General features: G+C 43.4%; 15 protein-coding genes. 7 read left to right on the forward strand and 8 right to left on the reverse strand.

Going from position 1 to position 17,805, the window contains the following annotated elements; translation table 11 throughout:
- Window positions 1–182 precede the first annotated feature (182 nt).
- Window positions 183–497, forward strand: a complete 315-nt coding sequence (locus R7127_RS02340) for a DUF496 family protein (RefSeq protein WP_005373603.1) — start codon at window positions 183–185, stop codon at window positions 495–497.
- Window positions 498–618: 121 nt separating this feature from the next.
- On the forward strand, window positions 619–1,956 hold the full coding sequence (locus R7127_RS02345; RefSeq protein WP_005385628.1) for an MATE family efflux transporter: 1,338 nt from the start codon (window positions 619–621) through the stop codon (window positions 1,954–1,956).
- A gap of 74 nt (window positions 1,957–2,030) precedes the next feature.
- Here R7127_RS02345 and R7127_RS02350 read toward each other — a convergent pair whose 3' ends face one another.
- Window positions 2,031–4,667 carry an ATP-binding protein gene (locus R7127_RS02350; protein ID WP_158159481.1) on the reverse strand — a complete coding sequence of 879 codons (2,637 nt, stop codon included), beginning with the start codon at window positions 4,665–4,667 and terminating at the stop codon, window positions 2,031–2,033.
- A gap of 615 nt (window positions 4,668–5,282) precedes the next feature.
- On the opposite strand from R7127_RS02350, the gene R7127_RS02355 reads away from it, so the two are divergent.
- Together R7127_RS02355 and R7127_RS02360 are read left to right on the forward strand one after the other, a co-directional pair.
- A complete protein-coding gene (locus R7127_RS02355) occupies window positions 5,283–6,716 on the forward strand; it encodes a glyceraldehyde-3-phosphate dehydrogenase (RefSeq protein ID WP_005373606.1) in 1,434 nt (477 codons plus the stop codon).
- A 240-nt stretch (window positions 6,717–6,956) separates the two neighbouring features.
- Entirely contained in the window at window positions 6,957–7,178 is a 222-nt protein-coding gene (locus R7127_RS02360; protein WP_021035939.1) for a hypothetical protein, read from the forward strand.
- A 125-nt stretch (window positions 7,179–7,303) separates the two neighbouring features.
- On the opposite strand, the gene R7127_RS02365 is transcribed toward R7127_RS02360, so the two are convergent.
- The 4 genes from R7127_RS02365 to R7127_RS02380 form a co-directional block, all read right to left on the reverse strand.
- On the reverse strand, window positions 7,304–7,633 hold the full coding sequence (locus R7127_RS02365; RefSeq protein ID WP_005373609.1) for a hypothetical protein: 330 nt from the start codon (window positions 7,631–7,633) through the stop codon (window positions 7,304–7,306).
- Window positions 7,634–7,962: 329 nt separating this feature from the next.
- On the reverse strand, window positions 7,963–8,577 hold the full coding sequence (locus R7127_RS02370; protein WP_017819876.1) for a LysE family translocator: 615 nt from the start codon (window positions 8,575–8,577) through the stop codon (window positions 7,963–7,965).
- A gap of 109 nt (window positions 8,578–8,686) precedes the next feature.
- Window positions 8,687–9,601 carry a LysR family transcriptional regulator gene (locus tag R7127_RS02375; RefSeq protein WP_158159480.1) on the reverse strand — a complete coding sequence of 305 codons (915 nt, stop codon included), beginning with the start codon at window positions 9,599–9,601 and terminating at the stop codon, window positions 8,687–8,689.
- A 40-nt stretch (window positions 9,602–9,641) separates the two neighbouring features.
- Window positions 9,642–10,097: an Lrp/AsnC family transcriptional regulator gene (locus R7127_RS02380; RefSeq protein ID WP_005373615.1), complete on the reverse strand. Its 456-nt coding sequence runs from the start codon at window positions 10,095–10,097 to the stop codon at window positions 9,642–9,644.
- Between the two features lie 327 nt (window positions 10,098–10,424).
- Between R7127_RS02380 and yjeH the strand changes: the two genes are divergently transcribed.
- Complete coding sequence (yjeH, locus tag R7127_RS02385; RefSeq protein ID WP_318141783.1) at window positions 10,425–11,687, forward strand: L-methionine/branched-chain amino acid transporter; 1,263 nt, start codon at window positions 10,425–10,427, stop codon at window positions 11,685–11,687.
- Here the strand turns inward: yjeH and R7127_RS02390 are convergent, their stop codons facing one another.
- Window positions 11,688–13,133 (reverse strand): PLP-dependent aminotransferase family protein, encoded by a 1,446-nt coding sequence (locus tag R7127_RS02390; protein WP_158159478.1) that lies wholly within the window; start codon window positions 13,131–13,133, stop codon window positions 11,688–11,690. It lies immediately after the preceding gene.
- Between the two features lie 100 nt (window positions 13,134–13,233).
- Here R7127_RS02390 and R7127_RS02395 point away from each other — a divergent pair, with 100 nt between their 5' ends.
- Window positions 13,234–13,890, forward strand: a complete 657-nt coding sequence (locus R7127_RS02395) for a pyridoxamine 5'-phosphate oxidase family protein (protein WP_262584299.1) — start codon at window positions 13,234–13,236, stop codon at window positions 13,888–13,890.
- Here the strand turns inward: R7127_RS02395 and R7127_RS02400 are convergent.
- On the reverse strand, window positions 13,871–15,193 hold the full coding sequence (locus tag R7127_RS02400; RefSeq protein WP_158159476.1) for an ATP-binding protein: 1,323 nt from the start codon (window positions 15,191–15,193) through the stop codon (window positions 13,871–13,873). The genes R7127_RS02395 and R7127_RS02400 overlap by 20 nt on opposite strands.
- A gap of 3 nt (window positions 15,194–15,196) precedes the next feature.
- Window positions 15,197–15,889 carry a response regulator transcription factor gene (locus tag R7127_RS02405; RefSeq protein WP_005373624.1) on the reverse strand — a complete coding sequence of 231 codons (693 nt, stop codon included), beginning with the start codon at window positions 15,887–15,889 and terminating at the stop codon, window positions 15,197–15,199.
- A 366-nt stretch (window positions 15,890–16,255) separates the two neighbouring features.
- On the opposite strand from R7127_RS02405, the gene R7127_RS02410 reads away from it, so the two are divergent.
- Window positions 16,256–17,797, forward strand: coding sequence for a hypothetical protein (locus R7127_RS02410; protein WP_158159475.1), 1,542 nt, complete (start codon window positions 16,256–16,258; stop codon window positions 17,795–17,797).
- Window positions 17,798–17,805 lie beyond the last annotated feature (8 nt).

Below are 17,805 nucleotides of genomic sequence, written 5' to 3' on the forward strand. Positions count from 1 at the left end.
CAATGAATCGATGGATTCTACGATGTTGGCCAAAACTCGAAGAAAGCAGCACGATTATATGTACACAGCGCAATTGGTTGAGAAATGTTCAACTCTGCATTGCTATTGATCTAAAGACTGTTATGCCACTGGATGTTGTGCTTTAATCGAGGAAGATATTCATAAAATTAGGAAAGAGAACTATGAGTAGCGTATTTGAAATCGTTAACCAAGCTCGTCGTAAAAACAAACTAAAACGTGAGCTTCTTGATAACGAGAAGAAAGTTCGTGATAACCGCAAACGTGTTGATCTTCTAGAAAACCTTCTAGACTACATCAAACCAGAAATGACTCACGATGAAATCGTCGCAATCATCAAAAATATGAAAGCAGACTATGAAGATCGTGTAGATGACCACATCATTAAAAGCGCTGAGATCTCTAAAGCACGTCGTGACATCAGCCGTCGCATTCGTGAGCTGACTGAAGAAGACAAGCAAACTAGCGGCAAAAAATAAACGCGTAAGCTAGATTTTCGAACCCCGAGCAAGAATATCTTCCTCGGGGTTTATTTTTGTCTCTAAACTAACCGCCGTGTACAATCAATCTAACTCTTATTCCTAACGCATTCAGCTTTCTATGTCTTCAACTACGACAAGTACACAACCAACGCTTGCAAAACAATTATTTACGATGACCTGGCCAATGCTTTTTGGCGTTCTGTCTTTAATGAGCTTTCAGCTTGTGGATAGCGCGTTTATCGGTCAGCTCGGCGTTTTACCGTTAGCCGCTCAAGGTTTCACTCTGCCTTTGCAAATGGTCATTATCGGCATTCAAGTCGGTCTAGGGATCGCAACGACAGCGGTCATTTCTAAAGCTCTTGGGGCGAATGAAAGTCGGTATGCCAAACAACTGGGCGGATTAGTATTGATGATCGGCTCAATTGGTGTCGCTATTTTTGGCGGGCTAATTTGGCTTTTGCGCTACCCCATTTTAGCTCTATTAAGCGCTCCAGAATCTGTTATGCCGATAATCGACAGTTACTGGCCTTGGTGGTTATTAAGCTCATGGACTGGTGCGGTTTTGTATTTTTATTACAGTATCTGCCGAGCTAATGGCAATACAATGTTACCTGGCACAATGATGATGATAACCAGCGGCGTGAACCTTGTGCTCGATCCGCTATTTATTTTCACATTTGACTTGGGTATTAACGGAGCGGCAATAGCAACCATCGTCGCTTTTGGGTTTGGTATTTTAGTCGTCGCTCCTCGCGTGAAAAAGAATCACTGGGCAACGACACAATGGCAAGATCTTAACGTAGCCAAAAGTGTTGCATCTATCGGTAACATTATGGGCCCTGCGATGATTAGCCAACTGCTGCCACCGTTGTCTTCCATGCTAGCAACAAAATTATTGGCAAGCTTTGGAACCGCAGCAGTCGCCGCTTGGGCGCTTGGTTCACGCTATGAGTTCTTTGCTATCGTTTCGGTCTTGGCGCTGACAATGTCTATGCCTCCAATGGTTGGACGCTTACTTGGAGCAAAGAACTATGAAGATATCCAAAGGCTCGTCAGTATTGCCGTAAAATTCATTCTAGGTTTCCAACTTTTGATTGCTGCCATTACATTTGCCGTCGCAAACCCACTCGCATTATTGATGACAAGTGATGTGCAAGTGGAGCAAGTCTTGGAAATGCATTTACTGATAGTGCCGATCAGTTTGGGTTCATTAGGGGTTTGTATGCTAATGGTTTCTCTTTGTAATGCATTAGGCAAATCTTACACCGCGCTCACTATTTCAGCGCTGCGCTTGTTTGTCTTTTTCCTACCGTGCTTGTGGGTTGGCGCTCAAATGGATGGAATCCGAGGTTTACTCTTAGGCGCTTGTATCGGCAACCTGTTAGCTGGTGTTTCCGCATACCTAACCTATCGCCAAACCATACGCAAACTCGCAGGCGCTCAAGCCAACGCGTAACGATGAATAATCAGAACTAAGCCCCTGAAATGGGGCTTAATCGTTTTGACACCTTGTCTAAGTTGAAATGTTAGCTAGGCGAGTTTTAATTCACTAAAGAGCTCAAACAACTGGTTCGATTTATACGGCTTAGGTAAATAAGCATCCATGCCTGCCGCAAAACAGTTGTGGATGTCTTCTTCCAAAACACTCGCAGTGAGTGCGATAATCATCGTTTTTTCACGTCCTGCTTTCTTTTCCCAACGACGAATTTCTTTCGTCGCGGTCAGTCCATCCATCACGGGCATCATGCAGTCCATTAAAATTGCATCGAATTCTTCTCCCTTTGTGATGGCTTCTAACGCTTCTTGACCGTTGCTTGTTATCAAATAGTCATAACCTGCTTTATCCAGAAAGAAACTCGCTATTTTCTGGTTCATCAAGTTATCCTCCGCAATTAAGATCCTCCGATGAGAGCGCGACGCTCGATATTCAGAGCTGACAACATTATTGGTGACATTGTCACTTGATATAGTCTTTTCAACCTTAGCTAAATCATCAATGACATGCTTAAATCGATTGCCAAGGAAAGGTAATGTGAGTACGGCATGTACTTTTTCTGCATTTTCGTAGGGAGTGGATAAATGATGCTGGCAAATAATCACACGGCGAAGATCGTAATTAAATGATAGATTATCCAAGATTTCATCGGTATTAGCGTCGTTACTGTGGCACAGAAATATGACATCAAAGTCATCATTTATCGCTTGCACTTCATTCACATTATTAACACCAAAGAGATTGATTTTCGCTAAGCGACACTCTTTTAATACTTGGTCGGCGTAGTCGTAATTTGAGCAGATCAAAAGCCCTTTATTAATCACCTCAGAACGCCAGCCAAACACCGGAATTGCTTCAACCTCAATCGAGAATTCAAAGCATGTGCCCACCCCTTTTGTAGATGTTGCTACGAGCTTGCCCCCCATCATCGACACAAGCTGACAACAAATTGCCAAACCCAACCCTGTGCCGCCAAATTGCCTCGACACTCCTTCATCTTCCTGAGTAAAGGGTTCAAAAATCGTGGTTAACTTATCTTGATCAATGCCTATTCCGGTATCTTCTACTTTAAACGTCAGCACTCCACGTTCTTTCTCAGGTAACTCTTCATAACTAACATCAACGCATACATGCCCACTTTCGGTAAACTTAACCGCATTCGATACCAGATTCGTAACTACCTGTTTGACACGATGATCATCGACCATCACGCGAATGGGGATATTTTCAGCTAAATTAATACCTAACTTTAGCTGTTTAGATGTTGCTTTGGATTGGAATAAAATCATCGACTGATACACGACTTCTCGGATATCCGCTTCTACTAGTGACAGCTCCAATCGTCCAGACTCGATTTTAGAGAGATCCAATATATCGTTAAGTAAAGTAAGCAGCGTTTGAGATGATGAGTCAATGTCATCAACAACTTCTTGTTGATGCGAAGACAACTCACTTTGAGAGAGTATTTCTGTCATGCCCATGATCCCGTTAAGGGGCGTGCGGATTTCATGTGACATGTTGGCAAGAAACACAGATTTTGCACGATTAGCCGACACTGCTGACTCTTTTGCATGCAGTATTTCTTCAGTTTGTCTCTGCATTTCTTCAACCACTCGATTCACTTGCTGAGCAAAAATGGTCAGTTCATCACTTCCATCAACTTTGACTTTTGTTTGCTTCTCTTCGGAGTTGATCAACGCGTTTAAAGTATGAATGATCGCATCGAGTTTGCTGTTAACTCGGAACCAAGTACTAAATCCGAGCCAACAAAGCAGGATAACCACTAAGGCGACGCCAAAACTGATCATCGCTATATTGGCCTTTTGTTCATGAACCTGCGTGAGAAGCGACTGCTCAGTTTGTTTGGTGAACCCATCAATGAGCACTTGTAAGCGCTGCACACGAAAATCGAGTTCTTTTAAATACGCGGCGTAGTCACTTTGTGACATGTCTCCTGACATTAATTGTCCGCGAGACGCCAAGTTTCTCTGATATCTCGGCGAAGTAAACAAGCCAAGCAATTTATCCACTTGCTCGTATGACCCACCTAAGTTTAAAAACGCATCCAAATTTTGCTGCTGTCTGTCAATCGCCTGATAAAACATACTTTGACTTAGCCGACTCTTAGGGTCTTGGACTAAACGGTTCGTCAGCCAAGCTTCTTTCTGTGTCCAAAAAGAGAGCTGAGCAAGGTAGGCAATAAAATTTTGCATGCGAATGCCATCGTCACTGCCATACCATTGATGATTTTGCAACAAAGAGCGCGACATATTTTGGAGCTGTTGAAATGCCCAATCACCCAGGTCGTCCATCTCACTCAATCTACCTGACAATACCCCCAGCATGGCTTCTTTCAGTTCATCAGCATACTCAGCAGTATTAGGGTTACTCACAAACTTTTGATGCAAAGAAGAAATAACTTCACCTTGTTCTTCAATATTAATGGCTGCAGAGACTTGAAGATCAGGCTGTCGGCGTACTTTCTCTATGGAGTAAATAAAGTGGGAGGCCTTGGATATCAATTGGAAACCTTGAATATTGCTAACCGTTTGATTGAGACGGCTCACGCGCAACGCATTATCAGAAAACTGCTGAACTGCAAACACCACTATTACCACAGCGGGTAATAGTGCGAGGAGTGCTAAGCGTGTTTTTATTGATAATCTCAACATCCATCAGCCTAATGGTTGATTTCATCCGTTTATTTAATATTAGACTAGTTTCTTGCATTGAAAGGCATATACGACATTGTTACTTTCAAACAACATTCACCTACCTAGATTATGGTTATTGTGAGTGTTTTATCATCGGCTAATGAAGTGGCAATTGTGATTCAAGTCATATTTTTTGATCTTAAAGTTGGATGCAAACAATAAAGTTTCACTCACAACTAAGAGTCGCATCACTTTTCAGGAAATCATCTATTGTATGTTTACCTATTGAGTTGCCTTATCGAGTTAAATCACACAAAAATGCAAAATATCCATTTTTGTCAACAAAAATAATTTGAAAGCAAACGTTATCATCGCAAAAAAAGTAAGTTACTTTCTAAATGTCAATACGTGAAAACCACTGCTTTAGTCACATTAATCCACCACTAACGTCCCCTTAAGTAGTGTTTTACACTGGATTTAATTTTCCTAGCAGAATAAGGACTCCGACCTTAGAATCCGCACACATAACTATTACAACCCGATTACATAACCCACCACACTCTTGCACGCTGCCGAAGAGGCAACAGCAGAGAGTATGGTTAGCCCCCAAAACGTGAAAGGTCTAATACAACAATGAGTCCAGAGAAATATCTCCAAGACTGGCAAACTAGCCAAACGATTGCTGAATCTATTTCCCCTCTAATTGGTAAGCTATATCGTCAAAAAGGAATCGAAGTGGTTCTGTTTGGTAAAACGCTTATTAATGCTACTACTATAGACATTCTCAAAACTCATCGCGTTGCAAGACGTTATACCGGTAACCCACTTTCGCTTGAGCACACGATGCCTATTATTCAAGCGCTTTGTGAAATGAGCATTTCTTCATGCCGTGTCGATGTTGGCCAATTGGCAACTATGTACTGGAATGAACATGACGATACAAGCTCTCTAAACGATTTCCTTATCACTGCACTTGATGGCGCTCGCGACGCAGATTCTTCATTGAAAGCGCGTGATGTGGTTCTTTACGGGTTCGGTCGCATTGGTCGACTACTTACTCGCCTTCTCATTGAGAAAAGTGGTCCAGGTTACCCACTAAGACTACGTGCGATTGTGGTTCGTGGCGGTAAAAAAGGCGATTTGGAGAAGCGTGCTAGCCTGCTGCGTCGTGACTCAGTTCACGGCCAGTTCAACGGTAGTATTGTTATCGATGAAGAGCGTAAAGCACTGATCGTTAACGGCAACTACATCCAAATTATCTACGCAAATAACCCAAGCGAAGTAGACTATTCAGCTTTCGGTATCAATAACGCGCTAGTTGTTGATAACACAGGTGTTTGGCGTGATTCTGAAGGCCTGAGCCAACACTTAGCGTGTCAAGGCGCAGAGAAAGTACTGCTAACAGCACCAGGTAAAGGTGACATCAAAAACGTTGTATTCGGTGTAAATGAGTCGGTAATTAAAGAAGATGACACCATCATCTCTGCGGCAAGCTGTACAACAAATGCAATCACGCCAGTCCTTAAGGCTCTGAACGATAAATATGGTGTTCTTTCTGGCCATATTGAAACCGTGCACTCATACACAAACGACCAAAATTTGATCGACAACTTCCACTCTGGTGACCGTCGCGGACGTAGTGCTTCACTAAACATGGTTCTGACTTCAACAGGTGCGGCAAAAGCAGTTGCTAAAGCATTGCCAGAGCTTGCAGGCAAGCTAACAGGCAACGCGATTCGCGTACCGACACCAAACGTTTCTATGGCAGTCGCTAATCTAAACTTAGGTGAAGACGTAGACCGTGATTCACTGAACGATTACTTGCGTGAAATGGCGTTGAACTCTGAGCTTTCGGCACAGATTGACTACACCGATTCAACAGAAATTGTATCAACTGACTTAGTTGGCTCTCGCCATGCAGGCGTCGTAGATGGTCAAGCGACTATCGCACAAGACAAGCGTTGTGTACTTTACATCTGGTACGACAACGAATTCGGTTACAGCTGCCAAGTTGTGCACTGTATGGAACAAATGATGGGTGTTCGTTACCAAACATTCCCTCGATAGGTGAACTTTGCTCCACAACGTTAACCACATAGCGTAGCGGACAATATCTCATATTTGTTCTAAATAATAAGCGCCATGCGCATTACTAATATTTTTCCCCGTTTATACGCCTGATCACCCTCAGGCGTTTTTTCGTTTCATTCATTTGACACTCTCCGGACAAAGTGAACGTCAGCATTCATGTTTTGTTCATGTTCACAGCATTAATCTGAGCACATAAATTACAGAGAGGTCATGATTATGAATCGGATTATTGTAACTGCACTAGCACTGATTACCGGCTTTTTTACGTTAGTATTTAGCTTGATCATTGCGATTCCGTTGACCATCGCAGCATTAATTACCGGCAAGCGTATTGAAAATCGCGTCAAGAAAATGCAGAGAGAAATGCACGAAGAATATGAATTTAATACAGGTAAAGCAGATGCGATTGAAGGTGAATTTGAAGAGGTTCGCCGGTAAGTAAATAAGATTTAGATGAGTTTCTCTCCCCCGACCGCTCCTGAGAAACTTCTTGCTTTCACCCTGTCCTTAAAATGGCAGGGTGCTTTTTTGAAAAGCACAATATTGAATAAACACCTAGCGGTTTATTGCTTTATCTTTTTGTTGTAGGAGGCTGTGTAACCAGCCTCCCATAAATCACCATCGACACCAGAGTATGGGTTGGATTCTTTCGGAGCGCCGCTTAGGCAAGCATCTTTGCCTTCCTTCTTAATTTCATCGATGTGGTTTAAAACAAAGTCAAAGTGTTTAGGATCAGCCTTTTGTAGTAACCCGTACAAAAGGCCAAAGCCAAGCATCGTAAATACAAACAGTTCAAAAAACACCCAAATGCTCTTTGTTGAAAAGAATATCCAAGCAACGCTGCAAACACTGGTCAAAATTACTACTGGAGCTAAATCTACTATTCTTTGCATATTGCTCTCACCTTCTAAACGGTCATGGAGTCTCTACCCCTTTCATAGGGTAAGTAAGAGGAAAGTCCGTTTTTATCCAATAAAGCACTCTCGACTTAATATGCGACACTGTTAGTATTAACGTTAAGTGGCTATCGTTCTCATTATAACAATGCGTTGGAAAGTAGCTTTCACAGCAAATGAGAATATGAACCAAAGTAACACTATTGATAATATTAATTTTAGCAACGTTTAGCGTCAGAATTACGTAAATTGTGTAAGGGTTACTGAGAGTAGACAAAAAAGCAGCCACACGGGCTGCTTTTAGTATTTCTGTCTTGCGAGCTTGTCTATACCGTTACGACCACTCTAAGAGCCAGCAGCATGAGTACTACCCCTGACAAACGATCAATCAACACTGCCTTAGAGCGAATTCTGTCAACGACTTTAGAGCTCGATAGCACTAGGGTAATAAAGGTGTACCAAAGCCCATCCACAACAAACGGCGTGGCAACAATGATCATCTGATTACTCAAATCATTACCGAGCGCGACAAACTGACTGAATAATGCGATAAAAAACAAAGCAATTTTGGGACTTAAAATCGAGATAAAAAAGCCTTCTCGCGCAGACTGGATTACCGTTGTTTCCTCACCTGACTCCAACTTCGCAGCCACACCACCTTTTGAACGCAAAGCATTAAACCCTAAATACGCAAGATATGCCGCACCCACAAGGCTAATCGTCTTGAACAGCATCGGGCTTTGCTGCAAAACAACAGCGAGACCAATCAAGGTAATAAACGCATATATACCAATGCCAAACGCATGAGCCCAAGCCGTAGCTAATCCATGGATACGTCCACCAGCCAACGAGTGCTTAGCGACAATAGCTAAGCTGGGACCTGGTGACATAGCCCCTAATAAACACACGGTAAAAAGTGATAACCAAACTGTTAGTGTCATAAGAATCTCCCCTCTTTGAAGCTCACTCTATCAACGGAAGAGGTATAATTAGAAATCAAAGTTATTCATACTAATCATGACTTCAAGTCATAGCTAAACGGTGTACGTATTAGCGAATGGAATATTCAGAGATTTGCATTACTGAGCGAATCTCTTCTCGCACCCATTTATGCGCAGGATCCGTGTCGTATTTGGGGTGCCACATTAACCAATATTGATGAATAGGTGTTTCGAGTGGTAATGCTTTATGGGTTAAGTCCCAATGCTTAGCGAGGTTAACGGCAATATGTTCAGGAGCCACCATCAGGTGCTCACTTGCAACTAAGCGATTGATCGCAGCAGAGAAGAATGGAACCTTAAAGGTAACGTGGCGGGTGTGCCCTAGCTCTTTCAATGCTAAATCAGTGTAGGAATCTTTGTCTCCGCCGCCAGTCACTTTGATGTGTGAATATGAAATCAAGTCTTCAATACTGATCTGGTCCTGCTTTGCTAACGGATGAGAAGATTTCATCAAACAAACTGATGAATCCTCACCAATTTTAACGCTCGACACACTCTGTGGTTTTTCTGGATACATAGAAGACGCGATATGGATGCCCGTCTCATGAAGTTTATCAAGAAAGTTGGGTTGCCACAGTCGGTACGCCATATCTAACTGTGGCGCTTGTTCACCCAAGTGAGAGGCAATATCGGGCAATACGTATTGCGCCACGTAGTCACTAGAAGCAATAACAAGCTCACCTTGCCACTGCCGCGGCTCAAAAGGTTGGTCATCGAGTAAATGGTCAAACTCAGCCAGTAATGCATCAAGCTTTGATTTTAACGCTATTGCTCGTGGCGTTGGTATCAGTTGATTACCTTGACGAATAAGCAGTGGGTCACCACACAGATCGCGCAATTGTGCAAGCTGTCGACTGACGGCAGACTGCGTAATGTGCAAACGGTCTGCGGTCCGGCTGACATGACACTCCTCTAAAAGTACATGCAAGGATCTAAGTAGATGCAAATTAATGTTGTTTAACATATTCGCTCAGAAGGGTTTTCAACATGGCATCCATTCATGGTCACTTCACAAACAGGTTCCCAGTCGTGTTAAAGAATTCAGCTAAGACGGTATGAGTCATCAGGTTTCGAAGCTCTGGATATCGTTGAATTTGATCTCTGATTTCATTCAAGCGAGCCATAGTAGGCACTTCGACAAAAACCATCATGTCCGTCTCACCGCTGATCGCATGACACCATTTTACGCCATCAATTTTGTATAACTCGTCCGCGTATGATTCGCAATAATACGTAGAGGTTGATTTATCGAACTTTAAGGCAAAATAGGCGCAAATCGAATCCCCACCCGAAGGCGCAATTTCAGCGTGATACCCTAGAATCACTTTGTCATGCTCTAGCTTGCGAATACGGGCCGTTACCGCAGAACGAGAAAGGTTTACTTTATCCGCAATTTCAGTCACCGACAGCCGAGCGTTGTGCCTGAGCAGATCCACAATCTTATGATCAAACTTGTCCATACCGTTACCAAGCTTTCCTTATTTTTCTCATTCTATACCGATTCTAACTGCATAAGAAACCAACATTTTGTTGGAATTATTTAAAACAACCGTCATATTGACGGTTTAGTAAATCATTTTGTTATTAACATTTTGGATATGCTATTTGGCGGGCATGAGATGAGTGCTGTTATCCATTTCAACAGAAAATAGATAACACATTGAAATCAAATTCCCAACTTAAGTACTCAGCACATAAATAGCATCGCTTAAACACATAAAACGAAATAACCAGAAGCCACAAGCTTTTTCGTAATAAGCCTCATAACATTGGATGAATCAATTCGCATGGAAGAGCTCAAAAAAGACATTTCACTCACATCAGGTATCGCACAGTTATCCACCACATTAATGGGAACGGGGCTGTTTATGATCCCGGCTATCGCAGCAGGTATAGCTGGCCATTTTTCACTATGGGCTTGGATTTTATTGTTCATCGCGATTTGTCCTATTGCGCTGACTTTTGCTCAACTGGGTAAACGATACCCCAACGCGGGCGGAACAGCCTTTTTTGTACGCAAAGCCTTTAACGCCAAGCTGGAAAGTAGTGTCGCTTGGCTATTTGTTAGTGTCATTCCGGTAGGGGTTCCGGCCGCGATTGCACTCGCCGCAGGCTTTCTACAACAAATATTGCCAGAGCCTATTAGCAACAATCTGTTTGCACAAGTTCTCACGGTAGTACTTCTTGTGTTCGTCAACTTGATGGGCACAAAATCATCAGGTCATTTACAAACTCTTATTGCTTTGAGTGTCTTCGCACTTGTTGGCGCATTTTTATGGAAAGGCGACGTTAACAGCGCCGATCTTGTGATGCCCGCCATCACACAAGAGTCAATTTGGCCTATTACCGCAGCGTTAGGCGTGATGTTCTGGTGTTTTGTTGGCATAGAGGCTTTTGCCCATATGGGGGAAGAGTTCAAAAACCCTCAAAGAGATTTCCCTATTGCCATTGTGGTCGGTTGTTTTGTAGCAGGGGCTACCTATTGGGCATGCTCTGTCGTTATTTTAAAATTTGGCGCGTATGGTAACGCTCAATTTGATAACGCATCCATCCCCTGGCTTAGTGCCCAACTACTAGGCGATGGAGCCAAATGGATAATCAGCTTGATAGGTTTCTCCGCTTGTTTCGCGAGCGTTAACTTATACACACAGAGCCTAGCGCGAATGGTCTGGGCTCAAGCTCGTGAACATCGTCCTTCTAGTCCACTAGCCAAGATTTCACGTCGCGGTGTCCCTTTCTCAGCCACCATATTAGTTGGCGGCATATTATTGATATCTTGTGTGATAGGAACCCTATCACAGCTCGATCTGGAGTTTTTCCTAAAACTCGCAAACAGTGTATTCGTTCTGGTTTACATGTTGGCGATGTTAGCCGCTTTTAAATTGCTTCGAGGATTTGGTAAAACACTTGCGGGACTGTCCCTACTGCTTTGTACCGGTGTTTTTATATGTTTAGGCTGGTCAATGTTTTATGCACTTGGCATTTTTACTCTACTTTTACTGCCTTGGAAACAGTGGCGACATGAGCGACAAACACGTGTAGCTGAATAGTCATCGCTTCCCATTTCGAAATATGTGAGCTAAACGTTGGATACCAGCGTCTATGTTCTCTAACGCGATATTGCCGTAACCAAGCACGGCACCATGCCAGTGACGTGCTTGAAAATCTGGGTGTTCATAATAGCTCAAAGGTCGCAAGATGATCCCTTCATGCTCTGCCAGTTTTGTAAAACGCTGCTCATCCATACCGTCTTGCCATTTCAACGTAATATGAAGCCCCGCCGCTTGGCTAACGACGCAAACACGGTCGCCAAAATACTGTTGAATGGATACATGCATCTGTTCATGCTTAGTTTTGTACAGTCGACGCATTTTTCGAATATGACGTAATAACCCACCTTCAGTAATAAAATCTGCCAATGCTTCTTGTGTATGCGTCGGCGAATCACCAGTTAACGCGTCCTTAACCACTAAGCATTGCTCTACTAAACGTTCAGGAACTACAAGGTAGCCAAGCCGCAATCCGTTAAACATCACTTTACTGAAGGAACCCACATACAACACGCGATCATCTCGACCCATTTGAGCTGCTAGCCCCTGTAAACTGGTATAGGGACGATGAGCAAACTGAAATTCGCTGTCATAATCGTCCTCGATGATCCAACTTGATTGTTCGACCGCCCAGTTGATGATCTTTCCTCTTTGCTCGGTATTGAGTGTGGTGCCCATCGGATATTGATTACTTGGTGTAATATACAGCGCATCGGCATCGCTTGAGGTCACCGCTTCCACATCAAAACCTAATTTCTCTCTTACGAACAAAGGCTCAAATTGATAGTTTTGGAACTGAATCAACTTCCGCATTTGCGCGTAACCTGGTTGCTCCATCAGAACCTTATCACCTTGTTTGAGCACTACCATCGTCGCAATTGACAACGCTTGCTGCGCCCCGGAGGTAATAATAATGCGCTCTGGAGAACAATTCACTGAACGGCTTGATGCGAGGTAGTCAGCTAAAGCACAGCGCAATGCCCAACTACCCTGAATATCTTGATTACCCAGCAAGCAAGTACGAGACATATGGCGAGTGAGTAACTTTTGCCATTGCGCCATCGGAAATGCGTCCAAATCCGGTACACCCGGTGCAAATGCGCGGTTGATATCAAAGTGAGCTTTCGGTGATGAGTCTCTCTGAACTGAACTAGGTTCAGGCAAGTACTGCTCTGGCAGTTCTACGGCAACATAAAAACCAGAACCTTTTTGGCTGTTCAAGTACCCTTCCGCCACTAACTGTTCGTAGGCAGAAATCACGGTATTCCTACTTAGATTAAGCTCTTGTGAAAGCTTCCGCGTAGAAGGCAGCTTCCCATTCTTCATCCACAGTCCTTGAACAATTTTCTTGCGAATAGCAAAAAACAACGCTTGCTGACGCGTTCCATCACTGTCTTTTAAATGCAGGTCACCGATATCAATCAAAGACAAACTGGATCCATCCATTAGTTAAAAGTGGCTCTCTTTAAGCTACCAGTTAAACGCTACATTGCAATCAAAGAATGAGGATCAATCGCTCGTAATCGTGAGCAAACAAGGAGAGAAAATGCTATCCAACACCAATAGAACGGAAATTAAGAAAGGCGCACATAAAGCCGTCTCTGATGTTAGCAAACTGCACGCCATCATAGATGAAAGCCTAATCGCTCATATTGCGATAACCAACGAGTCAGGCCCTGTGGTCATCCCTATGCTGGCATGGCGTGTCGATGATTACGTGTATATCCATGGTGCCAACAACAGTCGACTGTTACGCTCACTCAAACAAGGAGTGCAAACGTGCTTAACCTTTACTTTGTTTGATGGTTGGGTATTGGCTCGAAGTGCGTTTCACCACAGTGCGCATTATCGCAGTGCTGTGGCCTTTGGCCAGTTTGAGGTGGTGGAAGATAACCAAGAGAAAGACAGGTTGCTGAATCACTTTATTGAACAGATCGCTCCGGGGAGAACAGAACAAGTCCGTTTGAGTAATGAAAAAGAACTCAAAGCCACCATGCTACTGCGTATCCCGCTCACGGAGGCATCAGTGAAAATCAGCAATTTTGGCGTCAACGACGATGCGGAAGACATGGACATCCCTGTTTGGGCAGGTGTCCTACCCTACCGAACCGTCATAGGTCCACTGCAAGCTTGTGACGATTTGTATGAAGGTATCGCAGAGCCAGACTACCGCAGTGCCTACTCTAACCGTTGGCAGGAATAAGCACCGTAAAACGTGCGCCGCCTAAGTGACTCTCGCCGACAGAAAGCTCCCACCCCAGTTGCCGCGCTGCACTGGTAGCGATGGCAAGCCCTAAACCAAAGCCTTTCATGTCGGCGTTGCGGCTTTTGTCTAAGCGCGAAAATGGCATAAATACTTCTTCTCGCATTGCCTCAGGGATGCCCGGACCATCGTCCTCAATATCGATGCTCCAGCAATCCGCTACCGTTCGAATCGTCACCTCAACGCAGGACTCACCATAACGCTTGGCGTTTTGCAGTAAATTATCGAGGACAAGGTTACCCAAAGTAGGCTGAAAGTGAATCAATTGGTTCGCGAGTTTATTTTCTGCTCTCAACATGGCGGACTCTAAGCCTAGGTAATTCATGCGGCTTTTACACCAAAGTGGCAGTTCCATGGTTTCAACAGAATCGATCCATGAGTGGTTTTTCACACTCAAGCGAGACAGCATGACAATGTCGGACGTTAAATCCGTCACGACATCAACGTATCGTTCAATATCGTCATGTAACTCTGCCTGCATTTCACCACTCGTGCGTCGAGCTAAATCCGTCGCTAGCTGAATACGACTCAGCGGAGTGCGCACTTCATGAGGAATAGCTTGAGTAAAGATGTGTGTTTGGCGCACTCGTCTCTCAATCTCTTCAGACATGCAGTTGAAGCCTTGGGCGAGCTCTTTCACGGGTTGCGAAAATTGCTTTAGCTCGACTCGCGTATTCAACTCACCAGAACCAAATTGTTGTTGCGCAGCCGTTAGTTGCCGAATTTGGCGGTCAAGACGTCGTACAGGTATGTAAACCATAATGCCTAAACTGCATACAACAACCAAAAGTAGAGTAAGTATAAATACAATCTCAGAATCTTCATTCCAATCAACGTGTGGGCTAAAGAAATCCGTTTTTTCTTTGAAAACTAAACTCTTCGAAGTGTTAGGCAAAGGGAATACCGCAGCATAGGTACTGCCGTCAATAAGATAAACAGGTATCCCTTGCATACGGTACAGCAGATTACAATCTCGACAAGGTGGTGATCCGTCCCAGTTTTCAACCAATGTTAAATCAAAGATAAAGAAATCTTGCTTGCCGTTTTCGGTTAACTTCTTGTAGAGAGAATCCGGAGTGCCTCGTTGCTCAATGTATTGATCGACAAAATAAGCACCATCGTTCAAAAAAACACCGACTTCTGTTTTGCGCATGTACTCTTCCCCCATAAAGAGAAACAAAGCAACAGTCAGCGCAAGGCCAGTTACTAACCCCACATATAGACGAGTAAACAGGGAAAACATGCGTCATTTACCTGTCAGCATGTAGCCGTGGTGACGTATGGTTTTAATGGTAGCCGTATGGATATGAGCCTTAGAGAATTTCTTCCTCAGTGAGGATATACGCATATCAATCGAACGATCAGTAATACAGTATTCAATGCCTCGGGCAAGACGGCAACATGATTCACGAGATACTGGCTTATCGACATTCAGCATCAGGAGCTCTAGAATTTCAAACTCAGAGCTCGTTAAACCAATATCTTTTTGCAAATAAAATGCTTGGGAGCGACGAAGACAAAGACTAATGCCATATCGGCTCAGCTTTTCTTCTTCAACGATATCAACTTGACGACAATAGCGACGCAACGCTGCTTCAATACGGGCGAGAAGGATATTGCCTTTTATCGGTTTGGTAAGGTAATCATCAGCACCGAACTTAAATAAGCTCACCTCGCTCATTTCATCATCGGTCGCAGTCAAAACAATGATAATACCATGATAAAACTTACGCGCCTCTTGGCATATTTCTGCGCCATTTTTTCCTGGTAACATCAAATCTAACAGCACTAGGTCCGGCTTGAGCCCCTTAATCGTTTCTAATGCATTTTGACCGTTATCGATGACAGTTACCGTATATCCTTCGGCTTCGAGGTACATTTTGGTTAATCGAGCAATCTCTGAGTCGTCTTCTACCAGTAAGATTGTATTACCCACCATGAATCATTTACTCCACCAATATGATGGAGGGAGTATATCGCTCGTCCTATACTGCGCAACCTACTTAAATGATAATTTTAATAAAACGCAGGCTTACATACGCTTACAAACCATACATATACGATAATCCTAATCATTCTATACCCCTAAAACCATGCAATAACCTGAGGTTTTATTCATTATCAGAATATAGCTTCACATAGAAAATAAAATTCGGAATAAAAATCCACTATATTTTTAAATATATCGAATAATAGGTCTTACCAAAAAACAATATCAACATATATGACTTAGTTTGCTTATATAGACAGGACTTTATGTTGCTTCTAAGTTTCCTGCTCTAATAAAGTCTACGAGTAACATGAAATGAGATATTCCAAATTAACACCTTTAGCCATATTTTGCGCGATAAGTCTAACTGCTTGTGGCGGCAGTGAATCTAATTCGAAACCATCGACAACGACACCTCCAACACCACCAGTGCCAACATTGAGCACTGTCACAATCCCAACTGTCGTTTCTACAGAGTTTCCAGCCAAGTTAAAAGTGGCTGCTGATGCTGGCTTCACCCACTATGTGAAAATCTCCCTTTCCGAAGCAAACAACAACGATACATTTCACATTGTGGCTGTTGATGACGGTGCGAATAATGAAAAAATCTTTCGTGCAGCCAAAATCATCCAACACCTTCTCACAAACCAACCAGACTCTAAGTACGGCGCTGACAAGTCTCGTATCGCTAAGACATTAGCCGAGCGTGATGCCACACTAATGCTGACCGAAAACGACGAACAGAATGATGAGATGCTAACCAAAATCTTTATCAACGAACTGATTCGCCAAGGCAAATTGAACGATGCAGTTACAAGCTCGGGCTTAGCACACTCTTTTGATACGAGTTCTCTAGAAAAGTTTGTTGTAAGCATGATGGTACTTAACGAAGATGATATGGATACACTTGTCACATCTATCGCGTCAACATTAGTAACTAGTAAAGAAACACCAAACTGGCTAAGGAATAGCCAATCTTTAATGTATCGAGAACTGACAGTTGAAGGCGATTGCCATTACATGAGTAATTTTGCCGATTACTGCGCCAATCTTGGTAAAAAAGCCGAACGAGACGCCGCTTTTGAAGAAATTTTACACTTGGTCCAAGCGCAAGGTATTGCACCTAACACGGCGACTGCGGCACTGCAAAATGACATTCAAGCTCATGCGTTAAGCATCTATAACGATATTCAATCGGGCAAACCGACGGTGTGGCGCCCTACTCAGTATGACTGGGACGATTGGAAATCGGACGACTTCGATCCTGAAAGTGTTAAAAAAACGGGCCCTTCATATTCTCACGAATATTTTGCTGCCGCTTTTGAAGCTTACATGGGTGTAGCAAAAGCAAACGGACATGGTTTAGATGGCTACCAAGCGTTAACGCGTGAAGAAATGCAAACCCAAGATCCACAAGCCGTTGATTGGATCAGTGGCTTATTCCACGGATACTTGCAATATACCGCGAATATCGACTCTGCGGGCGTCAAGCTCTACACAGAAAAGACAAATCCAGGCACAGTACCTACCTTCCGTATGGCTCCCAACAAAGACGGTTTGATAGAAGCGTACACCTACAAATCTCAGTGGTTAACAAAAGTGAAGATCATTGGCGACGACGCGATGAATGTGATCGGTAATGATCAAAACAATACTTTTGAAGGCAACAGCAAAGACAACAGCATTTATGGTGAAGGCGGTATCAACACCTATATCGTGCCACACAAACTGGCGGAATGTACTGTTATCAAAGCAAAGAGCGTTTCTGTTGAGTGCCCAAATACAGGCACTGACGAGTTGTACGACATTCAGAACATCCAATTCACCGACCAAACCCTAGATGTAACCAAGCTATAAACAATGAA

This window comes from Vibrio sp. 1159 (assembly GCF_033340395.1).
Classification (GTDB): domain Bacteria; phylum Pseudomonadota; class Gammaproteobacteria; order Enterobacterales; family Vibrionaceae; genus Vibrio; species Vibrio alginolyticus.

Bases quoted from the DNA above. Each gene is read 5' to 3' on its own strand.
- R7127_RS02380 (WP_005373615.1), bottom strand. From the start codon at position 10,097: ATGGACAAGTTTGATCATAAGATTGTGGATCTGCTCAGGCACAACGCT.
- R7127_RS02355 (WP_005373606.1), top strand. From the start codon at position 5,283: ATGAGTCCAGAGAAATATCTCCAAGACTGGCAAACTAGCCAAACGATT.
- R7127_RS02375 (WP_158159480.1), bottom strand. From the start codon at position 9,601: ATGTTAAACAACATTAATTTGCATCTACTTAGATCCTTGCATGTACTT.
- yjeH (WP_318141783.1), top strand. From the start codon at position 10,425: ATGGAAGAGCTCAAAAAAGACATTTCACTCACATCAGGTATCGCACAG.
- R7127_RS02340 (WP_005373603.1), top strand. From the start codon at position 183: ATGAGTAGCGTATTTGAAATCGTTAACCAAGCTCGTCGTAAAAACAAA.
- R7127_RS02350 (WP_158159481.1), bottom strand. From the start codon at position 4,667: ATGTTGAGATTATCAATAAAAACACGCTTAGCACTCCTCGCACTATTA.
- R7127_RS02405 (WP_005373624.1), bottom strand. From the start codon at position 15,889: ATGGTGGGTAATACAATCTTACTGGTAGAAGACGACTCAGAGATTGCT.
- R7127_RS02390 (WP_158159478.1), bottom strand. From the start codon at position 13,133: ATGGATGGATCCAGTTTGTCTTTGATTGATATCGGTGACCTGCATTTA.
- R7127_RS02370 (WP_017819876.1), bottom strand. From the start codon at position 8,577: ATGACACTAACAGTTTGGTTATCACTTTTTACCGTGTGTTTATTAGGG.
- R7127_RS02365 (WP_005373609.1), bottom strand. From the start codon at position 7,633: ATGCAAAGAATAGTAGATTTAGCTCCAGTAGTAATTTTGACCAGTGTT.
- R7127_RS02360 (WP_021035939.1), top strand. From the start codon at position 6,957: ATGAATCGGATTATTGTAACTGCACTAGCACTGATTACCGGCTTTTTT.
- R7127_RS02345 (WP_005385628.1), top strand. From the start codon at position 619: ATGTCTTCAACTACGACAAGTACACAACCAACGCTTGCAAAACAATTA.
- R7127_RS02395 (WP_262584299.1), top strand. From the start codon at position 13,234: ATGCTATCCAACACCAATAGAACGGAAATTAAGAAAGGCGCACATAAA.
- R7127_RS02410 (WP_158159475.1), top strand. From the start codon at position 16,256: ATGAGATATTCCAAATTAACACCTTTAGCCATATTTTGCGCGATAAGT.
- R7127_RS02400 (WP_158159476.1), bottom strand. From the start codon at position 15,193: ATGTTTTCCCTGTTTACTCGTCTATATGTGGGGTTAGTAACTGGCCTT.